The organism is Citrobacter sp. Cpo142, from assembly GCF_030332425.1.
In the GTDB taxonomy this organism is placed as follows: Bacteria; Pseudomonadota; Gammaproteobacteria; order Enterobacterales; family Enterobacteriaceae; genus Citrobacter; species Citrobacter portucalensis.
In genome coordinates this window covers 261600-286182 of the sequence record NZ_JAOWHW010000109.1, presented here as the reverse complement: position 1 = coordinate 286182, position 24583 = coordinate 261600, and the positions used below count along the sequence as shown (strand labels likewise).

Below are 24583 nucleotides of genomic sequence, written 5' to 3'. Positions count from 1 at the left end.
TTTCTCAACGGCTCTGGTCATGTAACCGCCCGCCAGCAGCGAACGTCACAGCCGGTATCACCCTTCAGCAATGCCTGTTTTTTCTCACAACCGTGGGTTGCCAATGGACATCTGTCACGGAAAAAGCAGCCCTGGGGCAACGTTCGGTTTCCCGGTAGCTCAGTCTTACGTAACACCAAATCTTCCGCCAGCGGTGCGCCCGTTTTAGGGACCGAGTCCAGCAATAATCGTGTGTACGGATGGGCGGGGTGAGTGAGAACCTGTTGGGCATCGCCCAGCTCAACAATTTGCCCGAGATACATCACCGCCACACGGTCGCTCATATGGCGGACCACCGACACGTTGTGCGATATCAGCACGTAAGTCAGATTTCTGCGCGCCTGCAATGACACCAGCAGATTAAGAATTTGCGCCTGCACGGAGATATCCAGTGCTGAAGTTGGCTCATCAAGGACGATAACATCCGGCTCTGACGATAGCGCCCGGGCAATAGCAATACGTTGGCGCTGTCCACCGGAAAACGCGTGCGGCAAGCGGTCGAGATATTCAGGACGAATCCCCACCTGCCGTGCCAAATCCTCGGCAAGCATGCGTCGTTCACGCTCCGGACTCCGTTTTTGGATCCACACCGGTTCGGTAATTATCCGCCACACCGGTAAGCGCGGATCCAGCGATGAAAGAGGGTCCTGAAAGACCATTTGCATACCGTTATGCTGTTTTTCACCACGGCGAGAATAGCTTCCCTGGCTGGGTTTCAACATGCCCATCAGCAGTTGCGCCAGCGTACTTTTTCCACAGCCGGATTCGCCAACAATCCCCAGCGTTTCACCCTGGTGAATCTGTAAATCCAGACCGTTGAGCGCATGCACCCGTTCCGTAACCTTGCCAAGCCAGTTTTTACGCGCAGGAAAGTTGACATGAACATCCTGCAGCGCCAGTAAATAATCAGACATGTGTTGTCTCCAGTTGCGGATACCAGCAGGCAGATTGTTGATCCGCGCCTCCCTGACTACTTAACGCAGGCATCTCTTCACAACGAGGACCAGCGGCAAAGCAGCGTTCGCGAAACGCGCATCCGGCAGGTAAGCAGGTTAGGTTCGGCACGGTGCCGGGAATGGCGGGCAGCAATGCGCGCGGTTCGCCGTGTTCCGGTGCACATTTCAGCAAGCCAATGGAATAGGGGTGCGTCGGACGTTGAATAACGGTTTGCGCCGGGCCACTCTCAATCACGCTCCCGGCATACATGACATACAACCGGTCGCATAACTGTGAAACCACCGCCATATCATGGCTGATAAATAACACCGCTGTTCCGCTGGCGCGCGCTTTTAACTTCAGCAAACGCAGCACCTGCAGTTGCACCGTGACGTCCAGAGCAGTGGTCGGTTCATCGGCAATGATAAGCTCCGGCTCGCACGAAAAGGCCAGCGCAATCATCACGCGTTGGCGCATACCGCCGGAAAGCTCAAACGGAAATCGTTTCATGACCTCCGGCGCGTCCGGGATTTGCATCTCTTCGAGTAGAGCAACGGCTTTCTGGCGGGCATCCGTTCGGCTTAACGCCTGATGATGGCGGATCACCTCCACCATTTGCTGGCCGATACGGCGGGTCGGATTCAGTGCCGTCATGGGCTCCTGAAAGATCATCGCGACGCGTGCGCCGCGCCATTGGCGCATTTGTTTCTCACTGGCGTTGAGCACATCTTCACCCAGCAGCGAAACGCGTCCCTGGTGAATACGATAGCTTCCCTCCGGTAGCAGACGCATGGTGAGCATGGCGGTCACGGACTTACCGGAACCAGATTCACCCACCACACCAACAATTTCTCCGCGGTTGATGTGCAGTGATACATGGTTCAGCGCATGCACGTCAGCTTTATAGCCGGGGAAACTCAGATGCAAATCTTCGATTTCCAGTACGGGTTGTGTCATGACTGTTTTCCTCCGGCTTTCGGATCAAGCAGATCGCGAATACCATCGCCAAAGAGATTAAAGCCCACGGCGGTAATCAGAATGGCGGCGCCGGGAAAAGCACAATACCACCACTGATCAAGCACGTAATTGCGGCCAATTGCGACCATCGCACCCCATTCAGCGCTGGGCTGCTGCGCGCCCAGACCGATAAACCCGAGCGTGGCGGCCATCAGGATCGCACTGCCGATATCCAGTGATGCCTGCACAATGAGCGGCGGCAGAGAATTGCGTAAAATGTGCCAGCTAATCAGATGCCAGCGTGAAGCGCCGTAGGTCCGGGCAGCCTGTACATAAGTAAACTGGCGCACCACTAACGTCTGGCCACGGGCGAGGCGTACATAGAAAGGGATACGGACGATTGCAATCGCCAGCATGGCGTTAAACAGGCTGGGGCCCAGCGCGGCGGCCAACGCCATCGTCAGCACCAGCGAAGGGATGGACAGCATAATGTCCATCATCCGCATAATTATCGCGTCGGCACGCCCGCCCATGACACCCGATAAGCAACCCAGCAGTGAGCCCAATCCCCCGGCGATCCCCACTACCACCAGACCCGCAACGACAGATTGCTGACTTCCTACCAAGACGCGGCTGAACAGATCGCGACCGACTTCATCGGTTCCAAACCAGTGAGCGGCTGACGGGGGCAGCAGGCGCGCACTCAAATTGATGGCATTCGGATCGTGGGGTGTTATCCACGGCGACAGCACCATCAGCAGCAGTATCAATACGATAATGACCCCGCCAACCAGCGTCAGCGGGCTACTTTTCATCATCCAGAACAGTTTGGCCCAGTCCGTGCGGCGGCGTGCAGTCTGAGGGGCGGTCGGTGTTTCTTGAGTGAGCATCATTCAGCACCTCCACGTCCAATTCGAGGGTCTACCCACAGATAGAGTAAATCCACCACCAGGTTGACCAGCACATAGGCAAACGAGACCACCACCGCAAATCCCATTACCGCCGGGAAGTCGAGTGCCTGAATTGAGGTCACCACCCAGGCGCCCATGCCAGGCCAGGCAAAGACCGTTTCGGTCAATACCGCACCGTAGAGCAGATCGCCTAGCGCCAGGCCGAGGACGGTGATTGATGGGATAAGTGCGTTAGGCAATGCATAGCACAGCACGATGTACCAGCCCGGGAGCCCGCTGGCGCGGGCGGTACGTATGTAATCTTCACTCAGTTGCTCCAGCATGGCGGAACGAATCTGACGGGCAACGATCCCAAGATGTACAAAAGCCAATGTCAGCGATGGCAAAATCAGGTGCTGAAGCGCATTGAAAAAGACTTCGCCGTTGCCTTCCAGCAGAGCATCAATCAGGTAGAAACCGGTGACGTGAGCAGGTGGATCCAGCCAGTCGTCTAAACGCCCACCGCCTGGTAAAATTTGCAGATGACCGTAAAACAGCACGATAACCCCCAGCCCCAGCCAGAATGCAGGCGTGGAGATACCGGTAATTGCCATTAGCCGAACAAGGTGATCAAGCCAGCGGTTACGCCAGACCGCAGATAAAATACCCAGCGGGATACCTATCACCAGCGCCAGCAACAAAGAACAGAAAGCCAATTCAAGGGTCGCGGGGAAGAAAATGCGCAGCTCATCCAGTACCGGACGCCCGGTGCGAATGGAGGTGCCTAAATCGCCGTGAAAAATATCGCTGACATAGCGAAAAAACTGGACATACAGCGGTTGATTCAGCCCCAGCTGTTGGCGAATATTTTCGACAATTTCATCGCTGGCACGGTCACCCGCCAGCAGCCGCGCGGGGTCGCCAGGTATCAGGTGTGAAATAATAAAGGTGATTACGCAAACACCGATAACCACCAGAATAAGTCCCCAGCATCGCTGGCGTAAAATACTCCAGAACGTCATTAGCTTCCCCTTGCGGAGCCAGAGCGGCTCCGCATAAACGTGGCTTATTTACTCATGGTGGAGATATTGAAGACCTGTTCCAGCATGGGGTTGAATACAAATCCTTTGACGTCTTTGTTCATCGCCAGCTGATAGTTTTTCTGGAATAAATAGACGTAGGCCGCTTCATCAATCACGATGGTTTGCGCCTGCTGGTAGTCATTGGTTCTGGCCACCTGATCGGTCGTGGCCAGCGCGCTGCGCAGCAGTTTATCGACCACACCGTTTTCATAGAACGAACGGTTACCCGGCAAGCCTTTCTTATCTGACTCAAACCAGTAGTTCATAAACATGTACGGGTCGGCAAAATCCGGACTCCAGTTGCCAATGGCAATGTCGTAATCGCCTTTGCCCACGCGGTCGCGCATGGTGGCGTTTGCCAGTTTTTCCAGTTTCACCTTAATACCCAGTTTGCCAAGGCTTGCCTGGGTGGCGAGCGCGATAGGTTCCCAGTTAGGGTCATTATCGGAGTACAGGAAGCTCAGGCTTTCAGGTTTGGTGGCAACTTTGTCCCACGCGGCTTTGGCTTTGGCTTCATCGAAACTGTACTGCATGGCTTTATCGTCAAAACCCCACATGCCTTCAGGGATCGGGCCACGCATTTGCTTTCCGTTGCCGCTCAGGATCCCGTTGACCATGCCCTTATAATCGGTGGCCCACGAGATGGCGCGGCGTAAATCCACCTGATTAAGCGGGGCCTTACTGTTGTTGAGATACAGATAGGTCACGCGCAATGAGGGATAATCCGCCACGTTCACTTTGCCTTCCTGTTTTAAAGCGGCAAGCTGGTCAACAGGCAGCGCATCGGCAATGTCGATATCGCCACGCGACAGTTGCAGGCGACGGGAGGCACTTTCACCAATGATTTTGACTGAGACACGCTTAAATGTCGGTTTAGCCCCGGGATAATGCGGGTTCGGCACCAGTACCAGCTGTTGTCCTTTTTGCCAGCTCTTCAGCATGAAGGGACCAGAGCCTGCCGTGTTCTGCGCGAGGAATCCGCGGGCATCGTCTGTGGCATGCTCTTTTAAGATGGCCGGGTTAATGATTGAGGCACCGTCATTTGCCAGCGTATACAGAAACGGGGCAAACGGCTGGCTGAGGGTAAATTTCACCGTGTTGTTATCAATGACGTCGACCTTCAGATCTTTTGGGAAAGCCTCCGCAGGTCCCTGACCAATTTTGAGCAAACGTTCAAAGGATTGCTTTACCGCATCTGCCGTTACCGGCGTTCCGTCGGCGAATTTGGCATCGTTTTTCAGGGTAAACGTCCACTCTTTCTGATCGTCAGAGGCTTTCCAGCCGCTGGCTAAATCACCTTCAACTTCCGTGGAGCCTTTACCTCCGTCGGTTTTGTACTGAACCAACCGCTGGTAAGAAGGATAGGTAACCGTCCAGTCGTTGTTATCGATGGTCACGGCGGGGTCGAGCGTCTGCGGATCGGCGGCTTTACCAATCACCAACATATCTTTGGGAACGGCAGCCTGTGCGGCGGGCAGGGCAAACGCTAACGCAACGGCTATCAGAGCGGGGCGGAAAAACGCGTTTAACGCAGGTGTAGTCTTCATAACCAGGCTCCAGAATTAAAGGGGATGTTGTGTTGTTATGGACGTGACGGTGTAACAATTTATTTGATCGTCAAGCAGCGGGTAACGGGCGGCATCAGGTAATTCAAAATGCCACCATTCACTGTTAATACCGACAAAACCACCGCCAAACATAATGGCATTGAGCAGCAGGCGGTTACGCTGCGCTGCCGGAGGTACAGACGGGTGCCAGGCATGGGAACGGTCGTGCATTTCATCAAAACCGGCCCCCATATCAAGGAGATGGCCGCGATCGTCCATCAACGTAACGTCAATGGCCGTTCCGCGACTGTGATTGGAACCAATTGCGACATCGACAACATACTGCGGGTCGGGACAGGCATTCCACAGTATCGCCTGCGCCTGCTGGGGGCGATACGCGTCGTACACCACAAGCTGCAGGCCGGCCAGTTGCGCAATGCTGATGCTTTTAGCCAGCGCGGTTACCGCCTCAGTGTGCAACAGACAACGCGCTTCCCGGTAGATAGGTGCGCCGGTAATGTTGTCGGCAGTAGCGTATTTAAGATCGATATGCAGCGACGGAAATATCACCGACAGATCGACCAGTTCTGGGAGTTCTGACATAGCACGTTTCCTGTTTATTGTTCGAATTGACCAAATTGTTGTTGTAACTGGCGATTGGTTTGCAGGCGTCCTGCGAGGGCGTCACCCAGTTGCGCCACCACCGCAGAAAGTAATAAGTTGAACAGACAGCTCACAGGCGCCAGTGAGTCCCAGAAATGTCCGGTGTCGGTTTTTACCTGTAGTAAATCAATGGAATAATCCCTGGCCCATGGGCACCACACATCGGTAATGAGCGCCAGCGGAATGCAGCGCTCTGTGGCGACACGGCAATATTGTCGCGAAATAGCGGAGTAGGCGCGCATATCGGTAATAACCACGTAAGGCTGGCTGAATCCCGAGTTCAGCGACTCTACCCAACTGCCGGAAAGGCCTTCGGAGTAGCTGACTTTAGGTCGCAGGTATTCCAGGTGACTAAAAAAGGCGTTGGCGATCCCGCGGGTGGACTGGATCCCGAGGATGTACACGGCTTCCGCATGCGCCAGCTGCTGTGCAATGCGTAAAAACGTTTCGCCTTGTGCGAGCTGGTAGACGTGGGTAATAGCGTCGATCTCCAGCAACAGCGACTGATGCGCCCGATCCGGCAGGCTTTGTTGCTGGTGCCAGGAGTCCAGTCGTTCGTTCATTCCCCAGGGCTGATAGGGAACAACGGGAAGCTCACGCAGACTGGCTTTTGCATCCTCCAGGTTACGAAAGCCCAGTTTACGCAGATAACGTCCGACGGTAATGCCGCTGGTGCCGGTTGCTTTGGCGATGCCATCTGCGGTTTCAAATGGGATCTGCACAGCATGGGCTAACAGCCACCCGGCCACGCGCTTTTCGCTGGGCGTCAGCTGGCTAAAGGTTTGCTCTATGCGGGTAAATAACTCTGGTTTGGCTGTCATTACCTTCTCGCTGTTAGTTGCCTGTCAGATACCGTATTTCTGTTAGCGAATTAACAATGCAGGACGCGTGCCATGTGCGTAACAGCGGCACGTCGGCTGTTTTTGTTAAAAATAAACCGATATTAATTAACCAATGATCAACATTTGTGCAGCGTAGTTCAGTTTTGGTGCAACGGCAGAGGAAGAGGGGTATGAATCTGCTGATTTCGTCGGAACGATCACATTGTGGGCAACATTTACCCCTCAGACATAAGAATCAGTAATGGGAAATATAAATTTCAGCCATATCAATAACAGTAATCTTTATTCTTATGATGGTAGGGGTATTATTTTTCGCGAGCTACATTAACGGTGTTAAGCGCAAGTGTAGGTATTATTTATATTATAAATGGAGTACTACAATGAATAAATTCTCCCTTTCTACAGCAGGTATTCTGGTCGCAGCGCTGTTAACCAGTGTCAGCGTCAATGCAGCAACAGATAACGCTAAAACTGAAGTGACTCCAAAAGGCATGAACTGCCAGGAGTTTATTGATTTAAACCCACAAACTATGGCTCCGGTGGCCTTCTGGGTGCTCAATGAAGACGAAGACTTCAAAGGTGGTGACTACGTCGACTATAACGAAACCGTTACGACTGCAGTTCCTCTGACCGTTGAACTTTGCAAGAAACATCCGCAGAGTGAATTAAGTAAAATAAAAGACGAAATCAAAAAAGAATTATCTAAATAAGATTTAACTGTTATAAAAACCCAGCCAAAGTGCTGGGTTTTGTTATTTGTGACACTGTCACTAATTTGTTTTGCAATACTTAAGAAAACTTTATAAAGATATAAACGCCTGTGCCGATACTGGATAAAAGTTAGCCTTTTGCAGAAGGAGTTTGTATGGCCTGGTATCCTACTCGTATTTCAACGCGTTTAACCATCGGCGGCATTCTGCTGCTTGCAGTAACGAGCCTTGTTATCGTGGTGATTATGCTCTGGCGCGGTCAGCCACGCGTCGTTGAAATCAACACCGCTCTGATCGAAGAAACAGGGCAAGGTTTAACCCGTCAGTTGAGTACCGTATTGTCCCGAATTGAAGGTGAGACCGTCAGCCTGTCGCGACTGGCTGAAGTGTTGCCTAACGATGAATCACTGTACCAAAGCGTTGTTCCGCATCTTATTGGTGAAGGTAAAGACTCGATTATTACCGGCGGCGGCATCTGGCCAGAACCAGACGCCTTCACCGCAGGTGTGGAGAAAAGAAGCTTTTTCTGGGCGCGTAATGCTGAAGGAAAGCTGGTGTATTCCAATGATTATAACGTCGAAGGATCGAGTGGATACCACAATGAAAGCTGGTATCAACTGGCCAAAGGCCATTCACAAAACAGCTGTTTATGGTCTGACGTTTACCAGGATGCCAGTTCAGGCGTCAACATGGTGACATGCAGCGTGCCTTATCAACAGGCGGGCAAGTTTGCCGGTGTCGCTACCACCGATATCCGTCTGGATAACGTCGCCACTTTTATGCAGCAGCAGGGAAACAGCACCGGTGGTTACGCGTTTGTGGTAGACAAGCAGGGACAAATTCTCTATTTCCCGCAGGCCGACCTGGCAAAATATAAAACCATTAACGATTTGGCGCAAAGCGCACAGTGGCTTATCCCGGTGCAAAACGGTCTGAAATCCTTGCGCCCGGCGGATGGAGTGAAGACGATTACGCTTGCGAACGACAACGTGTTGAATACGCCATCCCGGGTAATGCTGTTCCCGATGGCGGATACCGGCTGGGTCGTGGGGCTGGTGACACCTGAATCACGCATCGTCGGTCTCGCCAAAGTGATGATGCAGGATGTTCTGGAAGTATTGATCCCTATCATGACGCTGTTGCTGGTGGGATCATGGCTGGTGGTTCGCCGACTGATTTCGCGTCTCGATGATACTCGCCAGGCACTTGATGATATTGCGCAGGGCGAAGGCGATCTTACCCGTCGTCTGGATGTTCGTGGCAAAGACGAGATTTCAGCTATCGCCGAGGCGTTTAACCTGTTCGTCGATAAAATCTCGGCCATCCTGATCACCGTCAGAAGCAGTAGCACAGTGGTAGCGAATAACGCCGTTAGCCTGGCTGACAGTAATATGGAGCTTTCATCTCGCGTCACGCAGCAGGCCGCTGCGCTGGAAGAGAGTTCGGCGGCGATGGAACAGTTAAATGCGACCGTTCATCAAAACGCCAGTAATACACAACTGGCGGATGAGCTATCCGATAGCACCGCGCAAACGGCCAACCGCTGCGGCGATGTGATGCAGGGCGTGATCTCAACAATGGATAACGTCAGCGCCTCATCCGGCAGAATGGTGGAAATTGTCGCGGTCATCGACAGCATTGCATTCCAGACCAATATTCTCGCCCTGAATGCCGCGGTTGAAGCCGCCAGAGCGGGTGATGCTGGCAGGGGGTTTGCCGTCGTGGCCTCCGAAGTGCGCACGCTGGCTCAGCGCAGTGCCACCGCCGCCCAGGAAATTAAAACGTTGATTGATGAATCCGTTTCTCATGTAGGTAGCGGAAGTCAGCAAATCCACACTGCCGGCGAACGTCTGGGAGAACTGGTCAGCAATGTGCGTCAGGTGCGCCAGTTGATGGGGGAAATACGCGTTGCGGGTGAAGAACAACGTAAGGGCGTTTCCGAAGTCACGCTGGCCGTTACCGAAATGGACAGCACCGTTCAGCAGAATGCCTCGTTAATTGATGATGCCGCAGCACGGACGCAGGCGCTGAAAGAGGAGGCGGAACAGCTGGCACTGCTGGTCTCATCCTTCAGGTTACCTGAGCCTTCCGTTGCCTGATAACCACACCATATCCGGGTACAGACCTTGTGCCCGGATAACTCTAGTATAATGGCTTTTAAGTAAATTTTTCCGGTTTAACTCCCTTTTATTGTGTTTTATAAGATTTTGAATTCCCCATCATTTAACTCTATAATATTGGGTGTAAAGTAGCTTTTATTCTTATAAGGGCCAATATTATGGATTTAACGCTCAATACAGCTGCTGATATCGTCAAACTGCTTTGCGACAGATTACGTAAAGAACGACTCGCGCGGCAAATGACGCAGGCTGATGTTGCCGCGCGTTCAGGTGTCGGTGTGAATACCGTTTCAAATCTGGAAACAGGTAAGAATGTAGGATTTGAGAATCTGGTCAAAGTCGCAATGGTGTTAGGCTATGGCGATGCACTGGAGGGGTTATTCAAACCCAGGATTGATAGTCTGGATGATATTTTGCGTTACGAAAAGAGCGCAACGCGCCAGCGGATCAAAAGGAAAAAACCTGATGCCTGAACAAGTTGATGTCTTCTATGAAGGTTGGGGTGAAAAATGGCTGTGGGGAAAACTGGTGTCTTCCACAGCCCTGACCGGACGTCCGTTGATCGCCTTTGAATACAGTGAAGACGCCTTACGTAGGGGCCTGGAGCTGTCCCGTCTGATGTTACCGCTGAACGGTCCCCGTTTGCGCAGGGATTTCCCGGCTCATCAGTTGGGATTACCCGGACCGGTTTATGATTCGCTACCTGACGGCTGGGGCATGCTGTTGATGGACCGACTATTTAAACGCCGCGGACTCAACGCAGCACGCATAGGTCCATTAGAGCGTTTAACCTGGGTCGGCAACAACGCGATGGGCGCCATGACATTCCAGCCCGTTCAGTCAGATGTCGAGATGCTGTCAAAAGAGAATGTTCCTCTCGAACAACTGGCCGCTGAGGTTCAGGAAGTCCTGAGCGGCGAAGGCGGGGAATTTTTGCACAAACTGCTCCAGATGGGCGGTTCGCCACAAGGAGCAAGGCCTAAGGCGCTACTTTATCGTGACGCTGTCACATCTAAATTCACCACGGTGCCGCAACCCGGGAGCGAAAGCTGGCTGATTAAATTTCCCGCCAAGCAGGAGCATGCTGAGGTATGTGCCATCGAAGCGGTTTATGCTGAATGCTTGCGCCAATGTGGGATCACCACGCCTGATACGGCGTATTTCAATCTGCCCGGCGGACAGGCGGCATTTGCCACTCGCCGTTTCGACCGTGACCAGTCGATACGAATTCCTATGCAGAGCCTGGCTGCACTTACCGGGGCAAATTACCAGATACCCGGTGCTTTAGACTACCGGGATTTTCTGCGCGCCACGCAGATTTGTACCAATGATGTCAGAGAAAAGGCAAAAGCGTTCGAACGCGTGGTTTTCAACGTGGCTTTTAACAACCGCGACGATCATCCGAAGAATTTTGCCTATTTAATGTCCGCCGATGGAAACTGGACTCTGGCTCCGGCTTACGACGTCACCTGGTGCGAAGGGCCTGGTGGGTATCACCAAATGGACGTGCTGGGAGAGGCGCTGGATATCGAAAGAAAGCACCTTCAGTCGCTTGGCGTTCAGGAAGCTGAGTTATCTGCTGACCATGTGAACGGCATAATCGAAAAAGTCTGTCACTTTGCCACTGCATTGAGCGCTATCGCCAGGGACAAATACCCCGATCAGATAACGCTATCTACGCTGAAGACGATTCAGAAACAAATTAATGATAATGTCCGCCGGCTAATGTCCCGGTGACGCAGATACGGCCGCAACACTTCCCGGAAAATTAAAGCTGAGCGGGGCAAGGTTTCCCCGCTACATTTCCCCGCTAAACTGACCAGAGGACAACCATTAACGTCCCCAACGATTGCGAATATAGGTCACAGCTTCCTGCGTTTGCGGTTGATTAAGATAATCTTCGCGAAACAGGATCGTGCCGTTGATGTACGGTTCGGATTCGTTTAAATCGAGCTGCTTTTTCAGTTCCGGCACACCGCCTTTTACCGTCCAGTCCGGCTCTTTTCTCGATGGTTCACCGACTTTATACAGAGCTACACCAATGTAGAGGCGAGTGTTGGTTGATTTCACGACATCTGCCCACCATTTTGCCAGTACATCGTAACGCGCTGCGTCACGGGCAAAAGGCCAGTAGAGTTGCGGTGCAATGTAATCCAGCAAACCTAATTGCACCCAACGGCGGGTGTCTGCATACGACTCATCATACGCTGCGGCGCCGCGCGTGTCGGAGCCCGCTGGATCGTGCGAACGGTTGCGCCACACGCCCGCAGGACTAACGCCAAACTCGACTTCAGGCTTGAGTTTCTTGATGGTCCGCGATACCTGGGCAATCAACCTTTGCGTGTTATCGCGCCGCCAGTCAGCTTTGGAAGCGAACCCCTGACCGTATCTTCTGAAGGTCTGGCTGTCGTTGAGCGCAGAGCCGGGAGATTCGGTATAGAAGTAATCATCAAACTGCACACCGTCAACCGGGTAATTCTCAACCACTTCCGCCACGATGCTGGTGATCCAGTCGCGCACGTCGGGAATACCGGGGTCTAACACAAAACGCTCGCCCGCAGTGCGGATCCAGTCCCGATGCAGGACGTATACGCTGGACGGCGTCTGTGACAGCGTGCTGTTTAATTCAGTGACCGTCGAAGGTTTGGTGTTTACGGACACGCGATAGGGGTTAAGCCAGGCATGAACTTTCATTCCGCGCTTATGCGCTTCATCGAGCATAAACTGCAGCGGATCGTAACCCGGATCCTGGCCAATCGTGCCGGTCAGGGTATCTGACCACGGTAGAATTTTTGACTTCCACAATGCGGTCCCATCGGGCTTAACCTGGAAAAAAACGGTGTTAATACCAAGCCGTTTCAGGTTGTCCAGCTTATCCGTCAGCGCTTTTTGCTGCAGGCTGATGCGTAGGGCAGGCGAACTGATGTTCACGGATGAAATCGGCGGCCAGTCAAGACGTGAAACCGTCGCCAGCCAGATCCCGCGCACTGGCTCCTTGCTCTGCTGGGGTTTGCTCACCGGAGGTAGCGGAGTGGTCTTGTGACCGGGTGGTTGTGAAGAACAGCTGCCAAGTAACAACATACTGCCCACAAGTACAGCAAACCATTTCATGTTGGTCAGCGGTAGTCTGGCACGAGAACGGGCGAGAATCTTCGCCAGTTTTTTCTGATAATTTCCTGAAAAGAAACCGGATGCTGCCATCTGATTTTGCTCTTATTTCTTTTTATTGCGGCTGTTAGCCCAGGGATCGAAGGCCGGTTCGGGGGTGTTGTTTGAGGCCAGGTCATGCTGCGAATCAAGGTAAAGCGCTTCAACTTCTGCCCGCGCCCACGGCGTACGGCGCAGAAACTTCAGACTGGATTTAACGCTCGGTTCATTTTTAAAGCAGTTGATATTAATGCGTTGCGCCAGTTCAGCCCAACCATAACGTTCAACCAGGGCATTGACCTGCATTTCAAGCGTTACGCCATGTAAAGGGTCTTTAGAAATATGAGCATTCATATGAAGTCCAGTTCAGTGGTTCCAGATTTTGTCAGTAGTGTGACGGGAAGGAGGTTACAAGAAAGCAAAGCTGCCAGCAATGGCAGAAAGCGGTATGGCGCGACAAGCCGTACGCCATACCGGCAATGGATGGCTCAATACTCTTTAAAAGCCAGTTCCAGACGGGCAATCAACGGTTTAAACAGGTAACTCATCAGGGTTCGTTCACCGGTCTTGATCGTCACGCTGGCGGGCATTCCCGCTTTAATTTTGTAATCGCCCAGCAAACGCGCACCCTCTGCTGAAACCTGTACTTCCGCAAGGTAGTAAGGCTGCTGAGTGGCTTCATCAATTAAGCGGTCCGCCGAGATGGTGAGAACCCGGGCCGGGACCGACGGTAACAGCGCGTGGTTAAGGGCAGGGAATAGCACATCAACGGTTAAACCGGGGACCAGTTTATCAATGGCGTGCACCGGTATTTTGGCATCGATTTGCATCGGTTGCCCGGCGGCAACGATATCCATTAAATGTTCTCCAGGCTGGATGACGCCGCCAACGGTACTGACTTTAACATCCAGCACGATGCCGTTAATCGGCGAGCGGATCTCGGTGTTATCCAGCTCGTGACGGGTGGACGCCAGTTCATCCTCCAGCATTGCCACTTCTTTTTGGTTTTCCGTCAGTTCAGACTCAACTTCACGTAAATATTGATGACGCACCTGGTAGGCTTTAATTTTTAATTCGTTTTGCTGCGATTTCAGTTTGGCAATGTTAAGAATATCTTCTGAAACGCTGCCAGATATTTCTGCCGCCTCGCGCTCCAGCACCAGTAATTGCGCTTTGGGATAATAGTTTTTTTCACTCAGCGCGCGAATAGCCCCTAACTCCCGGTTAATCAGAGAAAACTGGTGGTCACGATAGCCTTTTATTTTATTGAGATTATCCGTTTGTCCTACCAGACCATCGAGCGTTTCCTGAATCATCGACAGTTCATCCTGAATCGTTTTGCGACGGGTATCGAAAAGTTTAGCCTGCAGATTTCTGACTTCTGCCAGCCGTTTATTGCCAGATAATTGCTGCGTCAGCGTCGTATTAAAGACGATCGCATCCAGTCCATCGCGTTCTGCCAACAGGCGATCTTCGATACTTTTTGCAGAAATATACTGGGCATTTAACGCGCTGAAACGCATTTCAAGCTGCATTTTATCCAACCGGACGAGGACCTGATTTTTCTTCACGAAGTCGCCTTCTTTGATAAAGATATCCGTTACCCGACCGCCGCTCAGATGCTGAATGGTTTTGCGGTTACTCGATACGGTTACCGTACCATCGGCGACCACGCCCGCATCTAACGGCGCTTGCACTGCCCAGAGGATAAAACTACCGACACCAAGCACAATGACGATCACGCCCCGGATAATCGGCGACCAGATATTAGTATCAACGCCAGCAGAGGCCGCGTTCTCAGATTTCTTTTTCATCATCAGGCCTCACGTTGCTGTTCAGTCGTGGATGGAGAAGGCGTAGCCACTGGTTTCAGTACGTTGGCCTGACGCAAATGGGCAAAAACCTGATCGCGGGTACCAAACTCCTGTATAGCGCCATCGTTAAGCAGCAAAACCTTATTGACCACGCCGAGCAGCGTCGGGCGGTGTGAGATAATGACAGTGGTTTGTCCCTGAGTACGCAGGGTATTGATGGCTTTAACGAGTGCGAATTCGCCCGCGTCGTCAAGATTGGCATTCGGTTCATCAAGCACGATGAATGCAGGATTGTTATACACGGCGCGTGCCAGCCCGATGCGCTGCCGCTGCCCGCCGGAGAGCTGATATCCACCTGCTCCCAACAGCGTGTCATAACCTTGTGGCAAGCGCAGGATCATCTCATGAACGCCTGCCAGTAATGCGGCGGCGACGATAAGCTCACTGTCATTCTGCGCGAAGCGGGCAATGTTTTGCGCGATGGTACCGTCAAACAGTTCCACATCCTGCGGCAGATAGCCAATAGACGGGCCCAGCAGCGCTTTATCCCACTGACAAATATCTGCGCCGTCTAATCTGACTTTCCCTGATAGCGGTTTCCAGACGCCAACCAGAACCTTTGCCAGCGAGGTTTTCCCTGAGGCTGAGGGGCCGATAATCCCCAGAACTTCACCTTGCTCCAGCTGGAATGAGATATTACGCAGTAGCGGGGAAGGCTGGCCGGGGGCTGCGGCGAAGACGCTTTCGACGCTGATGTTGCCGTTAGGACGCGGCAGGGTCAGTACCTCTTTCGGTGCCGGATACTCCTTCAGCAAGGTTGAGAGCTGATGCCACGCGCTACGAAACTGCACGAACTGCTTCCAGCTGCCAATGACTTGTTCTACCGGATTGAGGACGCGGCCAAGAATGATCGAGGCGGCGATCATCAGGCCCGGAGTAATATGGCCGCCGATCACCAGTAAAGCCCCGGCGCCCAGCGCAATAGATTGCAGCAACACCCGCACAAAGCGGCTGAGACTGCTTAACCCGGCCGTTTTGTCGGCAATCTGCGTTTGTAGCGCCAGCACTTTGTTATGTTGCTCCTGCCAGTTGGACTTCAGGGTCGAAAGCATCCCCATCGCTTCAATGGCATCGGCGTTTTGCAGCTGTTTATTCAGTTTGCTAGCATTGTTAATGGTTAAGGCGTGCGCTTGCTGAATCGGGCGCTTGGTAGAGATTTCAGATACCAGCGTCAGAATAAATAATAATGTTATTCCGCCGAGAGAAAGATATCCCAGCAGGGGATGGACCAAAAAGGCGATGAACAGATATATTGGCGTCCAGGGAATATCCAGTAAGGCGAACAGGCTATTCCCGGAAAGAAACTGACGAACCTGATCTAATTCGGCTAAAGATTGCGCCGGATTGTTATCACCGGTAACCATCTTTCTTTTAAAGGCTGCGTTAAAAACCAACTGGCTTAGCTTTATATCCAGCCTGTTGCCAAGCCTGACCATAACCTGCGCGCGGGCAGATTCAATCATGGCAATAACGATGTACAAGCCGACAATTAATAAGGTTAACATTAACAGCGTGGTGGTATTTTTACTGACCAGCACACGGTCATAAACCTGTAGCATATAAATTGCCGGCGCCAGCATAAGCATATTAATCACACAACTAAAAAACAACAGCATCAGAAAAGTGGGTTTCGTTCCCTTTAATGCATCATTCAGTTCTGTTGGCGTATGCTGGCGCGACATAGTCTTCTCCTTATACGATCAATGAACTATTGCCATTGTTACTGGCAAGGGTAGTGGGCATTTCCAGATAAAAGTCACCAATATTCACGGTGTTCGAATTGACGCCCACCAATGTGATGGTATCTGTACCGATAGTCACAATGGTGTTGCCATTGTTTCCGGTGATAGACACGCTGCTGGCAAAATTACCCGCGTTGATACCTAACAAGACGAGATCAAGGAAGTCCTGCCCGCCGTTGGGGTTACTGTCAAAACCGGTAATTCGGTCCTGCCCAAAGTTGGCACCAAAGGCGAAGATATCGCTCCCGGCACCACCGTCCAGAATGTCGTTACCTTCCTGACCATTAAGAATATCGTCCCCGCTACCGCCGGAGAGGGTATCCGCTCCCGCACCGCCAATCATGACGTCGTTACCAACTCCGCCTTGCAGGTTATCAGCGCCATCTCCGCCATCGAGGAAGTCATTCCCGATACCACCAAACAACTGGTCGTTACCGCCCATACCGAACAGATAGTCGTTACCGGTCCCTCCCGTAATGGTGTTCGCAATGGCATTACCGGTACCGATAAAACTGCCGCTGCCGGTAAATACCAGTTCTTCCACGTTATCGGTGAGGTCGTAGCTGCTAAGGTTGGTTCGGACAACGTCCGTGCCGCCATTCACACCTTCGATAACTACATCACCGAAATCATCAACGATGTAGGTATCATCGCCCGTACCACCGGTCATACTGTCGGCACCAAGTCCGCCATCAAGCGTGTCGTTACCGGCATCACCTTGCAGAATATCTTGCCCAGCCTGACCAGAGAGGTTGTCGTTTCCTGCACCGCCGATGAGCAGATCGTCACCTGCACCGCCGAGTAAGGTGTCATTACCGCCTTCACCGCGTAGGATATCGCTCCAGGCAGTGCCGACGAGGGTGTTAGCCCCGTTGGTACCCACAATCAGATCGCCCACGGGCTGGGTGGTGGTCGACGTCAGGACAACAGGGGGGTTGCCTTCATCGTCGACGACGGTAACGACCACCTGCAACGTTCTGCCAACCATAGCCTGACCCGGCGTATAGGTGGCGGAAGTCGCACCGTTAATGTTGACGAATCCGGTTGGCGAACTCATTCTCCATTGATAAGTGAAATTACCGCCGCTCAGACCATCGGCGTCAGCAATGCCTGAAACCACCGCGGTCAGCGTCAGGCTTTCAGTTGGGGTGAGGTCGTTAATTACCGGCACACCGGTCGTGGCCTGATTTCGCGGTAGGATCGCCTGAGTTTGTGCCGACACCAGGGTTTCAGCGTCACCCATGCGGTCGTTAAAGCTGGCTACCACACGCAGCGGAGCACCCTGAATAGCGCCAGGCACTCTGAACTCAACACCGGTTGCCTGGTCTCGCCATTGGCCGTTGACGAATGCCTGCCAGGTCATGGTGATGGCCACATCCGCCGCCAGGCCGTTACCATCCAGCAAGTTCGCCACGTTGACGCGCAGCAGGTCGCCCACCGAAGGGTTAGGATTGCTGATGGTCAGATCGCCCGTCGCTTGCTGCGCCGTCACCCACAGCTGCTTCCCATCGCCAAACTCCAGTTTTTCGATGTTCAACAGACGATCGATGCCATCATTCAGGTTCAGCGCGGCATCCGGCGTGGCGTGATCGACGCGCAGGCTACCGTCCGCCATACGGGTAAAGACATAGTTGCTGCTGACATCACGGTACACCGCGACGTCAGTTTCCGTGCCGTTACCTTCATGCAGGATTTCTCGCACAATCGACAGCTGATTCGGTTTCAGCGTGCCGGCCAGCATGTACGATTTCAGTTCGGCCATACCTTCGGCGCTGGTGAGTCCCGCCATACCTGTAACGGCAATACGCACGTTGAGCCATGCATCACCATCAATGATATCGTTACCGGCTTTACCCATAATGCGGTCGCTACCGCCACCGCCGAGTAAAATATCGCTACCATCATCAGGGTTCAGTAGCACCGCGTCCGGATTTGTAGAACGCTCTACGCCGAGAATAGCCTGTAAACCGGTGATCCTGTCCGCACCTTCCTGGGTCAGGTTGTTAGAGAGGGGAACGCCCTGAACAGGCGCAGTACCTATCGGCTGTTCTGTCCCGGTCAGGATATCGTCGTATTTCCAGCCCGACAGCCCTTCAACAAGATCAAAACGGTCGCGTAGAATAAACTCCTGCTGGTTGACGAAAATAGGGATCCCAAGGTCAGAGTTAGCGCCATTTGGGTCGCCTTTATGGATAGCCCAGTCGAAACCGGCCATGCCATTATTGCGCTGGATCCCCGCGCCCTGAATCATGATGTCGTCACCGGCTTCGCCATCGTAGTCGGTGTCGTTACCCTGACCGTTGAGGACATCGTGACCGATAATGGTACTGTTGAAGAACAACTCAGAGTTGTCACCCGCCAGTGTGTCAAACCCGTCGCCGCCTTCCAGCCAGTCATCGCCTTCGTTGCCCATCAGGAAATCACCACCCGAGCCGCCAAGCGCAAAGTCGTTATCCTGACCCGAGAAGACCTCCTGCGCATCTTCGCCGACCACCACGAAGTCGCTACCGCTGCCACCAAAGACCAGATCGTTTCCGTTACCGGAGAAGATAACGTCATGTCCGGCATCACCGTGCAGGAAGTCCGCATCACCAACAGGCGTACCGGTATCGGTAATAATGTCATCACCGTCACCACCATGGACCACGTCTGCTTCGTCGCCGCCGTCCAGCCGGTCATCTCCGCCATCACCCCACAGACTGTCGATCCCTTTACCGCCGATTAACGTATCATTGCCTGCCGTCCCTCCAAGCACCACATGCCCATCGCCGGTATATTTCAGATACCCGCCATCGGCAAAACTATCGCCGTCAACATCCACTCCTGGGTCGCGACGCACCAACAACGGCGAGAGCAGATCCTTCAGCGGATTACCCCATTTCGGGTCGATTTCCGTTTGCAGCACGCGGTTCACTTCAAAAATATGGTCCGGTGTCTGGAACAGATTAGCGGGCAGGTGGGAGGATCCCTCATCACCAAGATCGCTGTTACGCATTACCAGCGCGGAAAACGAGTTGGCCTCCAGTTCATTGAGTAAGTTCAGTCCCTGAACGCGGCTCAGATAGTAGAAACGATCGCCGTCCTGAAGCATTTCCATTTGTGTTTCAAAGACGAAGTTGAAGGTTGAGCCGAGCATGCCGCCAAATTCATTTTTGCGCTCTGCCAGCCCGCCAATCCAGAAATCGACCATATTCAGGCCGGTCTCTTTGGTTGCCCACGCTCCGGTACTGTTAAAGAAATCCATCGCATCCGCAGGCGGGGCATTGTTAGCATCACCAAACAACAGGAAGTTTACCGCTGCACGCTTACCTTCAAGGCTGGTGGCATTGAGGATCAGCTCATGCTGACCATAGGCGGCCATAAAGTTAATGATTGAAGCGGGATTTTTCAGGTAGGTAGTAAAGTCAGCCCAACTGGTATAAGGCTTCAGTTGACTATCACCGCTTAATGCAAAAAACTGCTCGCGGGCCTGGTTCAGCGTCGGCATTGCGGTGTCACGGCCACGGGCTATATTAAGCGCGCCTAAATCGAGGGGCAGGCCGATGAGATTATTACGCAGCGCATCGGTAATAAATTCATCAATTTCGTTACCCACCTGACGCGTCATACCACGCACAATTGCGCCAATAGCCTGATCGTCCGTGACGGTGGCCCCGTTGATTTGATTAAATGCTACCGGATTCAGGAATGCTGAAATCAGGTCAATATCACCGCTTTGCATATCAATGTCGGTGCGCGCCACGGTTTCTGTCAGCATTGAATGCCCGAAACGGTAAACCACATGCGCAAACTCGGCAAAGATCATCGGGTTTATATCCGCCGTGTTGGAGAAAACAAACGGATCGACGGCGGGTTGTACGGTACGGGCAAACTCCTCGAATACGAGGTGCTGATATTGCATTTCCGTGGAGAAGCGGCCTGCCTGGAATAAGTACTCACCGTTCCATACCAGCGTACTGGTATCGGCAGGTAATTCCGTTATTTGATGATTGGGCATCAACCACTGATTAATGAGGTCGATATCACCGGTTTCCAGCAGTGTTGTTTTATATTGCTCAACCAGACGGTTATGCTCGCTGTGAAAAACGGCGTGCACCGCGGTTAAACCTATATTTTCGTTCCCACGCCCGTCACCGGTAATAAAGTGACGATCGAGCAGTTCGTTATCATAGGTTCCTGCCGGTTGCGCTCCTTCGCCCCCAATCGCAGTGTCATCATCTGCCAGCAGACCCACTTTGGGCGCGGCAGTATGCGCAATATCATCAAGAAACGCATGGCCGGTGCGGAATGTTCCCTCAGGCAACAGACCGCCGTTTGCTTCAACCAGTCCCCCGGTGGTAACAATCTGTACCTTTCCATTTTCACTTAAAATCAAATTACCGTAGCGGTCCGTTGCCAGCAGGGGAACATTAAACACATCCTGATCGGTGAGTTTAATGCCTAGCAGAGTTTCAGCCTGGTTTTTAACGTCGGCCCAGGTCGCCAGTCCGCCGTTCGCACCGCCTAATAAATTCCCGGTAGGCTCAGGTTTCCCATCAATAATGACGTATTCGCGGATGAAAATCTGATGTGAAGGATGGGAGGTGTAGGTTTGGTTTTGGTCGATGAAGGGGGTCGTCAGGTTTACTGTCTCTCGGTTTTCATCCACCGTTGCCCGGGTTAATAGCATAAAGTTTGTCGACGACCCTTCCACATATAAAGGGTCATCCGGCTGTAGCGGAATGAAAACGATACCGTTGCCGCCTTTGGGAATCAAATCCAGACCGTGGTCAAAAAATTGGCCAAAGAAGGTCATCCAGCCGTTAAAAGCAGGGGAGAGACCGATATCGGGAGACTGATTAGGAATGGATAACGTTTCTCCGTCTCCTGTAATAGTCCCCCCGCCGGGAGCATCTTTTAACGCGTTAAATACCTCCAGTGCGGCTGGGTTAGATGCCGTTTGATCGGAAATTAAGTTACTAATAATACGTGGGTCGGCATCAATAACGGTGCCACCAATTTGGATATAACTGGTCATTTGGTCCGCATCTTGCCAGTTTAACGCGGTTAATCTCGGCATTGTCTGGTCGGCAGAGCCATATAACTCCTGGCCTGGTAGAAGATTATTCCATGAACCATCTACCGTGCGAAGTCCATAAGGCAATAGCGGACTGGAAACTAATTCTCTAAGCAATTCAGCATTAACGCTACCATCCGGGTTAGTTGCCGCTTCGGATATTTTGATCTGCTTAAGAATAAAAGCAAGATCGTGCAGAGTGACAGTAAAGTCATATTGTGAGGCCATAAGTCATTACCCCTATCTTTACCTGTATTAGCTATCATCACTCTTTTCTTCCACTTACAAAAACTGACAGAAGAATGAGTCGTATAAGATACCTGATTGTTATTACATGATTAAAACTCCATATTTAAAAAAATGAAGTATCTACGACTTGATTAGCATTATTCTCCTGAAATTTAGTTAGCACAGTAAGATATGCACCTCACTTATATATTAGGTTTGAGCGGTTGATGACCATCGTGCCCCATTGAAATTAAAGGTATATTCGAGACACGCAGTTTTGAGAAGACAAGGTCTCCTCAAGGCTGTAAAGGTTTTACTTTTTAAAACGCATATTACAGTTATGTGATGATCATAACTATGGTTTTTCCGTTGGCGACTTCACTCATACTTTATTATGAAAAGATTAAATTTTCATTTCTTTACATTAGAATTTATGTCAAATCTCTTCTTAAGAAGAATTCTCATTAAGTCGACTTTTAAGATGTCATTGTGTTGAATTATAAAATTTAATATTGGATGAAATTTAACACGACATCATTCCTGATGCCTGATTATGCTATTAGCATAAATCAATACAGTGTGATAGCTGACCCTACGTTTAGTAAAGAACGCCCCCTCCAAACAGGTAATGCAATGAAAAAAAATATAATTTTTCTCTCCGGGATGATTTTTTCGTCAGTCGGTCACGCCAGTGCGCTCTACTTCTATGAAGTCGGAACGGAGGATACCGCACTGGCTGGTGCAGGGCAGGCCGCTCGTGCTCAGGATGCCTCTACGCTGTTAACGAACCCTGCGGGGATGACCCGTTTACCTGACCATATGGTCAGCGGAGGATTACAGGCGATGGGCGGAGATATTCCCTATACGCTGAACAATACGACAGATGGAAGGCAAAGCCCCGGTAATGTAATGACGCTTTTCCCCAATGCCAGCATGTTTTATACGCAACGGCTGAGTGATACCGTTTCTGCCGGTTTGGGTTTGTACGGCAACTATGGATTAGGTATCGACTTCGGCAACTGGGCAGGGGATCGGTTAATTAAACAAAGTACCATGGTTGCGATGACGCTGAGTCCCGCCGTTGCATGGAAACTAAGTGATAAGGTGTCGGTTGGCGCAGCTGCAGGGCTAAACTATGGTTTTCTGTCGCTAAGCAGAGATGTCGATGGCCACGATGAGAAACAAAGCGATCATGACTGGGCGATGAATTACCACCTTGGGTTATTAATGGACTTAACTGACAATACTCGGGCGGGTGTAACCTGGACCAGTAAGACTGATTATCATTTCAATATTGACGGGACAGCGCGTTTTCCCAATATACCTAATATTGGATATGATCTGCCGATCTCCACACAGGTCCGTGCTCCGCAGCAGGTGATGCTTAGTCTGGTTCACGATATCAACTGTCAATGGTCAGTGATGGGCGATCTTGGCTGGCAGGACTGGAGTCAGTTTGGCAGCCCGCAGATTACAATAAATGGTCAGCAAAGCGATCGTGATAATCGTCTGAGAGATACATGGCATACAGCGCTGGGCGTGCAATATCATCCCGATGAGCAGTGGCGCATTAATGCCGGTATTGCCTATGACAGTTCACCGTACAAATCGCAAAGTGATGTAGCGCTTTCGATGCCAACCGGCGATGAATGGCGACTTGCCACCGGTGCACAGTACCAGATTACGCCAGCCAGCAATATTGGCGTTGCCGTTGAGTATTTGCACATGCAGTCGTCTAATGTCAAATCTGATATCTTTGCAGGCCAGTATAAGAATCCGTGGCTATGGTTTGCCAGTGTCAACTACAGCTATCAATTCTAGCGCCGTTATTCCCGATTAACTATCTCACGCATTGTTAATAGTCACCATGGCGGATTATCTATCCGACAGTGTCTGGTAACCGTCTGCTGGTGGTCTTATCACACACGCTCGTTTAAATAAAAATAAATTTCTACTTTTATTATTGAGCAATTTATGGTTTTAATATGAATCTGTACTACCTTCATGGAATATAGGTAAAAGCATATTGTTTTCAATCTAAATAATACAGGTTTGATTATGCAAATTTCACCTCCGGTACGCCCAGAACAAAGCATACAACGCTTAATGCAAGCACTTGAACCGATTGCAGAAAAGATGAAGGTTGTGCCGCGGCGGCGTATCATGTGGAAATACAAGAATAAGCCTCAACTCTACCTTTTTTTGCAAGGGGAGCTGTCTATTTTACGTTCTTCTGATGGTCTGTTAATCGTGACCGTCTATGAACCCCATCTGTTCGGTATTGCCGAAATGATCCAACCGGTACACGGCCATTTATTGCGCGCTGAAGCTGAGTCAACATTATTACGCGTCGATGCCGATAAAGCACGAGAACTCTTTCATCAACAAGGCTTGTGGGAAGATGCGGCGGCAGTGCTTTCATATCATACGGGCTATCTCTTTTATCGTGATGATTTAGTCGTACAGCAGCGTACTTATTCAGTGATACGTAACCACCTCGAAGAGATGATTTTGTTGCCGGAAGAGACGCGCACGCGAGTCTCTATTTTAGATTATATTCAGGATCGGACCCACTTATCGCGCAGCAGTGTTTTAAATGTTGTATCTGCGTTAAAAAAAGGAGGGTATATTGATTTTGAACGCGGAGGGTATCTTACTTCCATCAATAAATTGCCTGAACGATTTTAAATAAACCCACAAACAAGTTACAAATCGATTATCTAAATTTAATATTCTATTGTTGTGGCATG

18 protein-coding genes are annotated in these 24583 nt (G+C 51.5%); 6 read left to right on the top strand and 12 right to left on the bottom strand.

The annotated features are described in order from the left end of the window. Positions 1-17: 17 nt before the first annotated feature. From OGY18_RS08090 to OGY18_RS08060, 7 genes are read right to left on the bottom strand one after another with little or no spacing between them, the layout of a single operon-like run. On the bottom strand, positions 18-953 hold the full coding sequence (locus OGY18_RS08090) for an ABC transporter ATP-binding protein (RefSeq protein ID WP_164562782.1): 936 nt from the start codon (positions 951-953) through the stop codon (positions 18-20). Next, complete coding sequence (locus tag OGY18_RS08085; protein ID WP_286552532.1) at positions 946-1932, bottom strand: ABC transporter ATP-binding protein; 987 nt, start codon at positions 1930-1932, stop codon at positions 946-948. The genes OGY18_RS08090 and OGY18_RS08085 overlap by 8 nt, the downstream gene beginning before the upstream one ends. Next, entirely contained in the window at positions 1929-2825 is an 897-nt protein-coding gene (gene ddpC, locus OGY18_RS08080) for a D,D-dipeptide ABC transporter permease (RefSeq protein ID WP_003832993.1), read from the bottom strand. The genes OGY18_RS08085 and ddpC overlap by 4 nt, the downstream gene beginning before the upstream one ends. Beyond that, a complete protein-coding gene (locus OGY18_RS08075) occupies positions 2822-3844 on the bottom strand; it encodes an ABC transporter permease (RefSeq protein WP_003020008.1) in 1023 nt (340 codons plus the stop codon). The genes ddpC and OGY18_RS08075 overlap by 4 nt, the downstream gene beginning before the upstream one ends. Before the next feature lie 44 nt (positions 3845-3888). After that, positions 3889-5451, bottom strand: coding sequence for an ABC transporter substrate-binding protein (locus OGY18_RS08070; RefSeq protein WP_286552530.1), 1563 nt, complete (start codon positions 5449-5451; stop codon positions 3889-3891). 15 nt (positions 5452-5466) lie between these two features. Further along, positions 5467-6054, bottom strand: a complete 588-nt coding sequence (gene ddpX, locus OGY18_RS08065) for a D-alanyl-D-alanine dipeptidase (protein WP_286552528.1) — start codon at positions 6052-6054, stop codon at positions 5467-5469. Positions 6055-6068: 14 nt separating this feature from the next. Next, positions 6069-6935, bottom strand: coding sequence for a MurR/RpiR family transcriptional regulator (locus tag OGY18_RS08060; protein ID WP_003020002.1), 867 nt, complete (start codon positions 6933-6935; stop codon positions 6069-6071). Between the two features lie 401 nt (positions 6936-7336). Between OGY18_RS08060 and hdeB the strand changes: the two genes are divergently transcribed. The 4 genes from hdeB (at position 7337) to OGY18_RS08040 (ending at position 11523) form a co-directional block, all read left to right on the top strand. Continuing rightward, complete coding sequence (hdeB, locus tag OGY18_RS08055) at positions 7337-7666, top strand: acid-activated periplasmic chaperone HdeB (RefSeq protein ID WP_003019999.1); 330 nt, start codon at positions 7337-7339, stop codon at positions 7664-7666. Between the two features lie 155 nt (positions 7667-7821). Next, positions 7822-9765, top strand: coding sequence for a methyl-accepting chemotaxis protein (locus OGY18_RS08050; RefSeq protein WP_148361974.1), 1944 nt, complete (start codon positions 7822-7824; stop codon positions 9763-9765). A gap of 179 nt (positions 9766-9944) precedes the next feature. After that, complete coding sequence (locus tag OGY18_RS08045) at positions 9945-10259, top strand: helix-turn-helix domain-containing protein (protein WP_003832988.1); 315 nt, start codon at positions 9945-9947, stop codon at positions 10257-10259. After that, positions 10252-11523 (top strand): type II toxin-antitoxin system HipA family toxin, encoded by a 1272-nt coding sequence (locus OGY18_RS08040; RefSeq protein WP_286552524.1) that lies wholly within the window; start codon positions 10252-10254, stop codon positions 11521-11523. The genes OGY18_RS08045 and OGY18_RS08040 overlap by 8 nt, the downstream gene beginning before the upstream one ends. A 96-nt stretch (positions 11524-11619) precedes the next feature. Here the strand turns inward: OGY18_RS08040 and OGY18_RS08035 are convergent, their stop codons facing one another. The 5 genes from OGY18_RS08035 to OGY18_RS08015 form a co-directional block, all read right to left on the bottom strand. Continuing rightward, positions 11620-12987 carry a glycoside hydrolase family 10-like protein gene (locus OGY18_RS08035; protein ID WP_286552523.1) on the bottom strand — a complete coding sequence of 456 codons (1368 nt, stop codon included), beginning with the start codon at positions 12985-12987 and terminating at the stop codon, positions 11620-11622. A 12-nt stretch (positions 12988-12999) separates the two neighbouring features. Beyond that, positions 13000-13287: a VF530 family protein gene (locus tag OGY18_RS08030; protein WP_286552520.1), complete on the bottom strand. Its 288-nt coding sequence runs from the start codon at positions 13285-13287 to the stop codon at positions 13000-13002. A 134-nt stretch (positions 13288-13421) separates the two neighbouring features. Continuing rightward, entirely contained in the window at positions 13422-14750 is a 1329-nt protein-coding gene (locus OGY18_RS08025; RefSeq protein WP_188055309.1) for an HlyD family type I secretion periplasmic adaptor subunit, read from the bottom strand. Beyond that, entirely contained in the window at positions 14750-16489 is a 1740-nt protein-coding gene (locus OGY18_RS08020; protein WP_057067763.1) for a type I secretion system permease/ATPase, read from the bottom strand. Before OGY18_RS08020 ends, OGY18_RS08025 begins: the two co-directional genes overlap by 1 nt. A gap of 10 nt (positions 16490-16499) precedes the next feature. Continuing rightward, positions 16500-21833, bottom strand: coding sequence for a peroxidase family protein (locus tag OGY18_RS08015; protein WP_286552512.1), 5334 nt, complete (start codon positions 21831-21833; stop codon positions 16500-16502). 633 nt (positions 21834-22466) lie between these two features. On the opposite strand from OGY18_RS08015, the gene OGY18_RS08010 reads away from it, so the two are divergent. Then, on the top strand, positions 22467-23654 hold the full coding sequence (locus OGY18_RS08010) for an OmpP1/FadL family transporter (protein ID WP_286552511.1): 1188 nt from the start codon (positions 22467-22469) through the stop codon (positions 23652-23654). Between the two features lie 237 nt (positions 23655-23891). Further along, the gene (locus OGY18_RS08005; RefSeq protein WP_003832974.1) at positions 23892-24521 is read left to right on the top strand and encodes a winged helix-turn-helix transcriptional regulator; all 630 of its coding nucleotides are present in this window, start codon (positions 23892-23894) and stop codon (positions 24519-24521) included. Positions 24522-24583: the final 62 nt, after the last annotated feature.

Coding starts and splice junctions, on each gene's coding strand:
- OGY18_RS08090 (WP_164562782.1), bottom strand. CDS start 953: ATGTCTGATTATTTACTGGCGCTGCAGGATGTTCATGTCAACTTTCCT.
- OGY18_RS08085 (WP_286552532.1), bottom strand. CDS start 1,932: ATGACACAACCCGTACTGGAAATCGAAGATTTGCATCTGAGTTTCCCC.
- ddpC (WP_003832993.1), bottom strand. CDS start 2,825: ATGATGCTCACTCAAGAAACACCGACCGCCCCTCAGACTGCACGCCGC.
- OGY18_RS08075 (WP_003020008.1), bottom strand. CDS start 3,844: ATGACGTTCTGGAGTATTTTACGCCAGCGATGCTGGGGACTTATTCTG.
- OGY18_RS08070 (WP_286552530.1), bottom strand. CDS start 5,451: ATGAAGACTACACCTGCGTTAAACGCGTTTTTCCGCCCCGCTCTGATA.
- ddpX (WP_286552528.1), bottom strand. CDS start 6,054: ATGTCAGAACTCCCAGAACTGGTCGATCTGTCGGTGATATTTCCGTCG.
- OGY18_RS08060 (WP_003020002.1), bottom strand. CDS start 6,935: ATGACAGCCAAACCAGAGTTATTTACCCGCATAGAGCAAACCTTTAGC.
- hdeB (WP_003019999.1), top strand. CDS start 7,337: ATGAATAAATTCTCCCTTTCTACAGCAGGTATTCTGGTCGCAGCGCTG.
- OGY18_RS08050 (WP_148361974.1), top strand. CDS start 7,822: ATGGCCTGGTATCCTACTCGTATTTCAACGCGTTTAACCATCGGCGGC.
- OGY18_RS08045 (WP_003832988.1), top strand. CDS start 9,945: ATGGATTTAACGCTCAATACAGCTGCTGATATCGTCAAACTGCTTTGC.
- OGY18_RS08040 (WP_286552524.1), top strand. CDS start 10,252: ATGCCTGAACAAGTTGATGTCTTCTATGAAGGTTGGGGTGAAAAATGG.
- OGY18_RS08035 (WP_286552523.1), bottom strand. CDS start 12,987: ATGGCAGCATCCGGTTTCTTTTCAGGAAATTATCAGAAAAAACTGGCG.
- OGY18_RS08030 (WP_286552520.1), bottom strand. CDS start 13,287: ATGAATGCTCATATTTCTAAAGACCCTTTACATGGCGTAACGCTTGAA.
- OGY18_RS08025 (WP_188055309.1), bottom strand. CDS start 14,750: ATGATGAAAAAGAAATCTGAGAACGCGGCCTCTGCTGGCGTTGATACT.
- OGY18_RS08020 (WP_057067763.1), bottom strand. CDS start 16,489: ATGTCGCGCCAGCATACGCCAACAGAACTGAATGATGCATTAAAGGGA.
- OGY18_RS08015 (WP_286552512.1), bottom strand. CDS start 21,833: ATGGCCTCACAATATGACTTTACTGTCACTCTGCACGATCTTGCTTTT.
- OGY18_RS08010 (WP_286552511.1), top strand. CDS start 22,467: ATGAAAAAAAATATAATTTTTCTCTCCGGGATGATTTTTTCGTCAGTC.
- OGY18_RS08005 (WP_003832974.1), top strand. CDS start 23,892: ATGCAAATTTCACCTCCGGTACGCCCAGAACAAAGCATACAACGCTTA.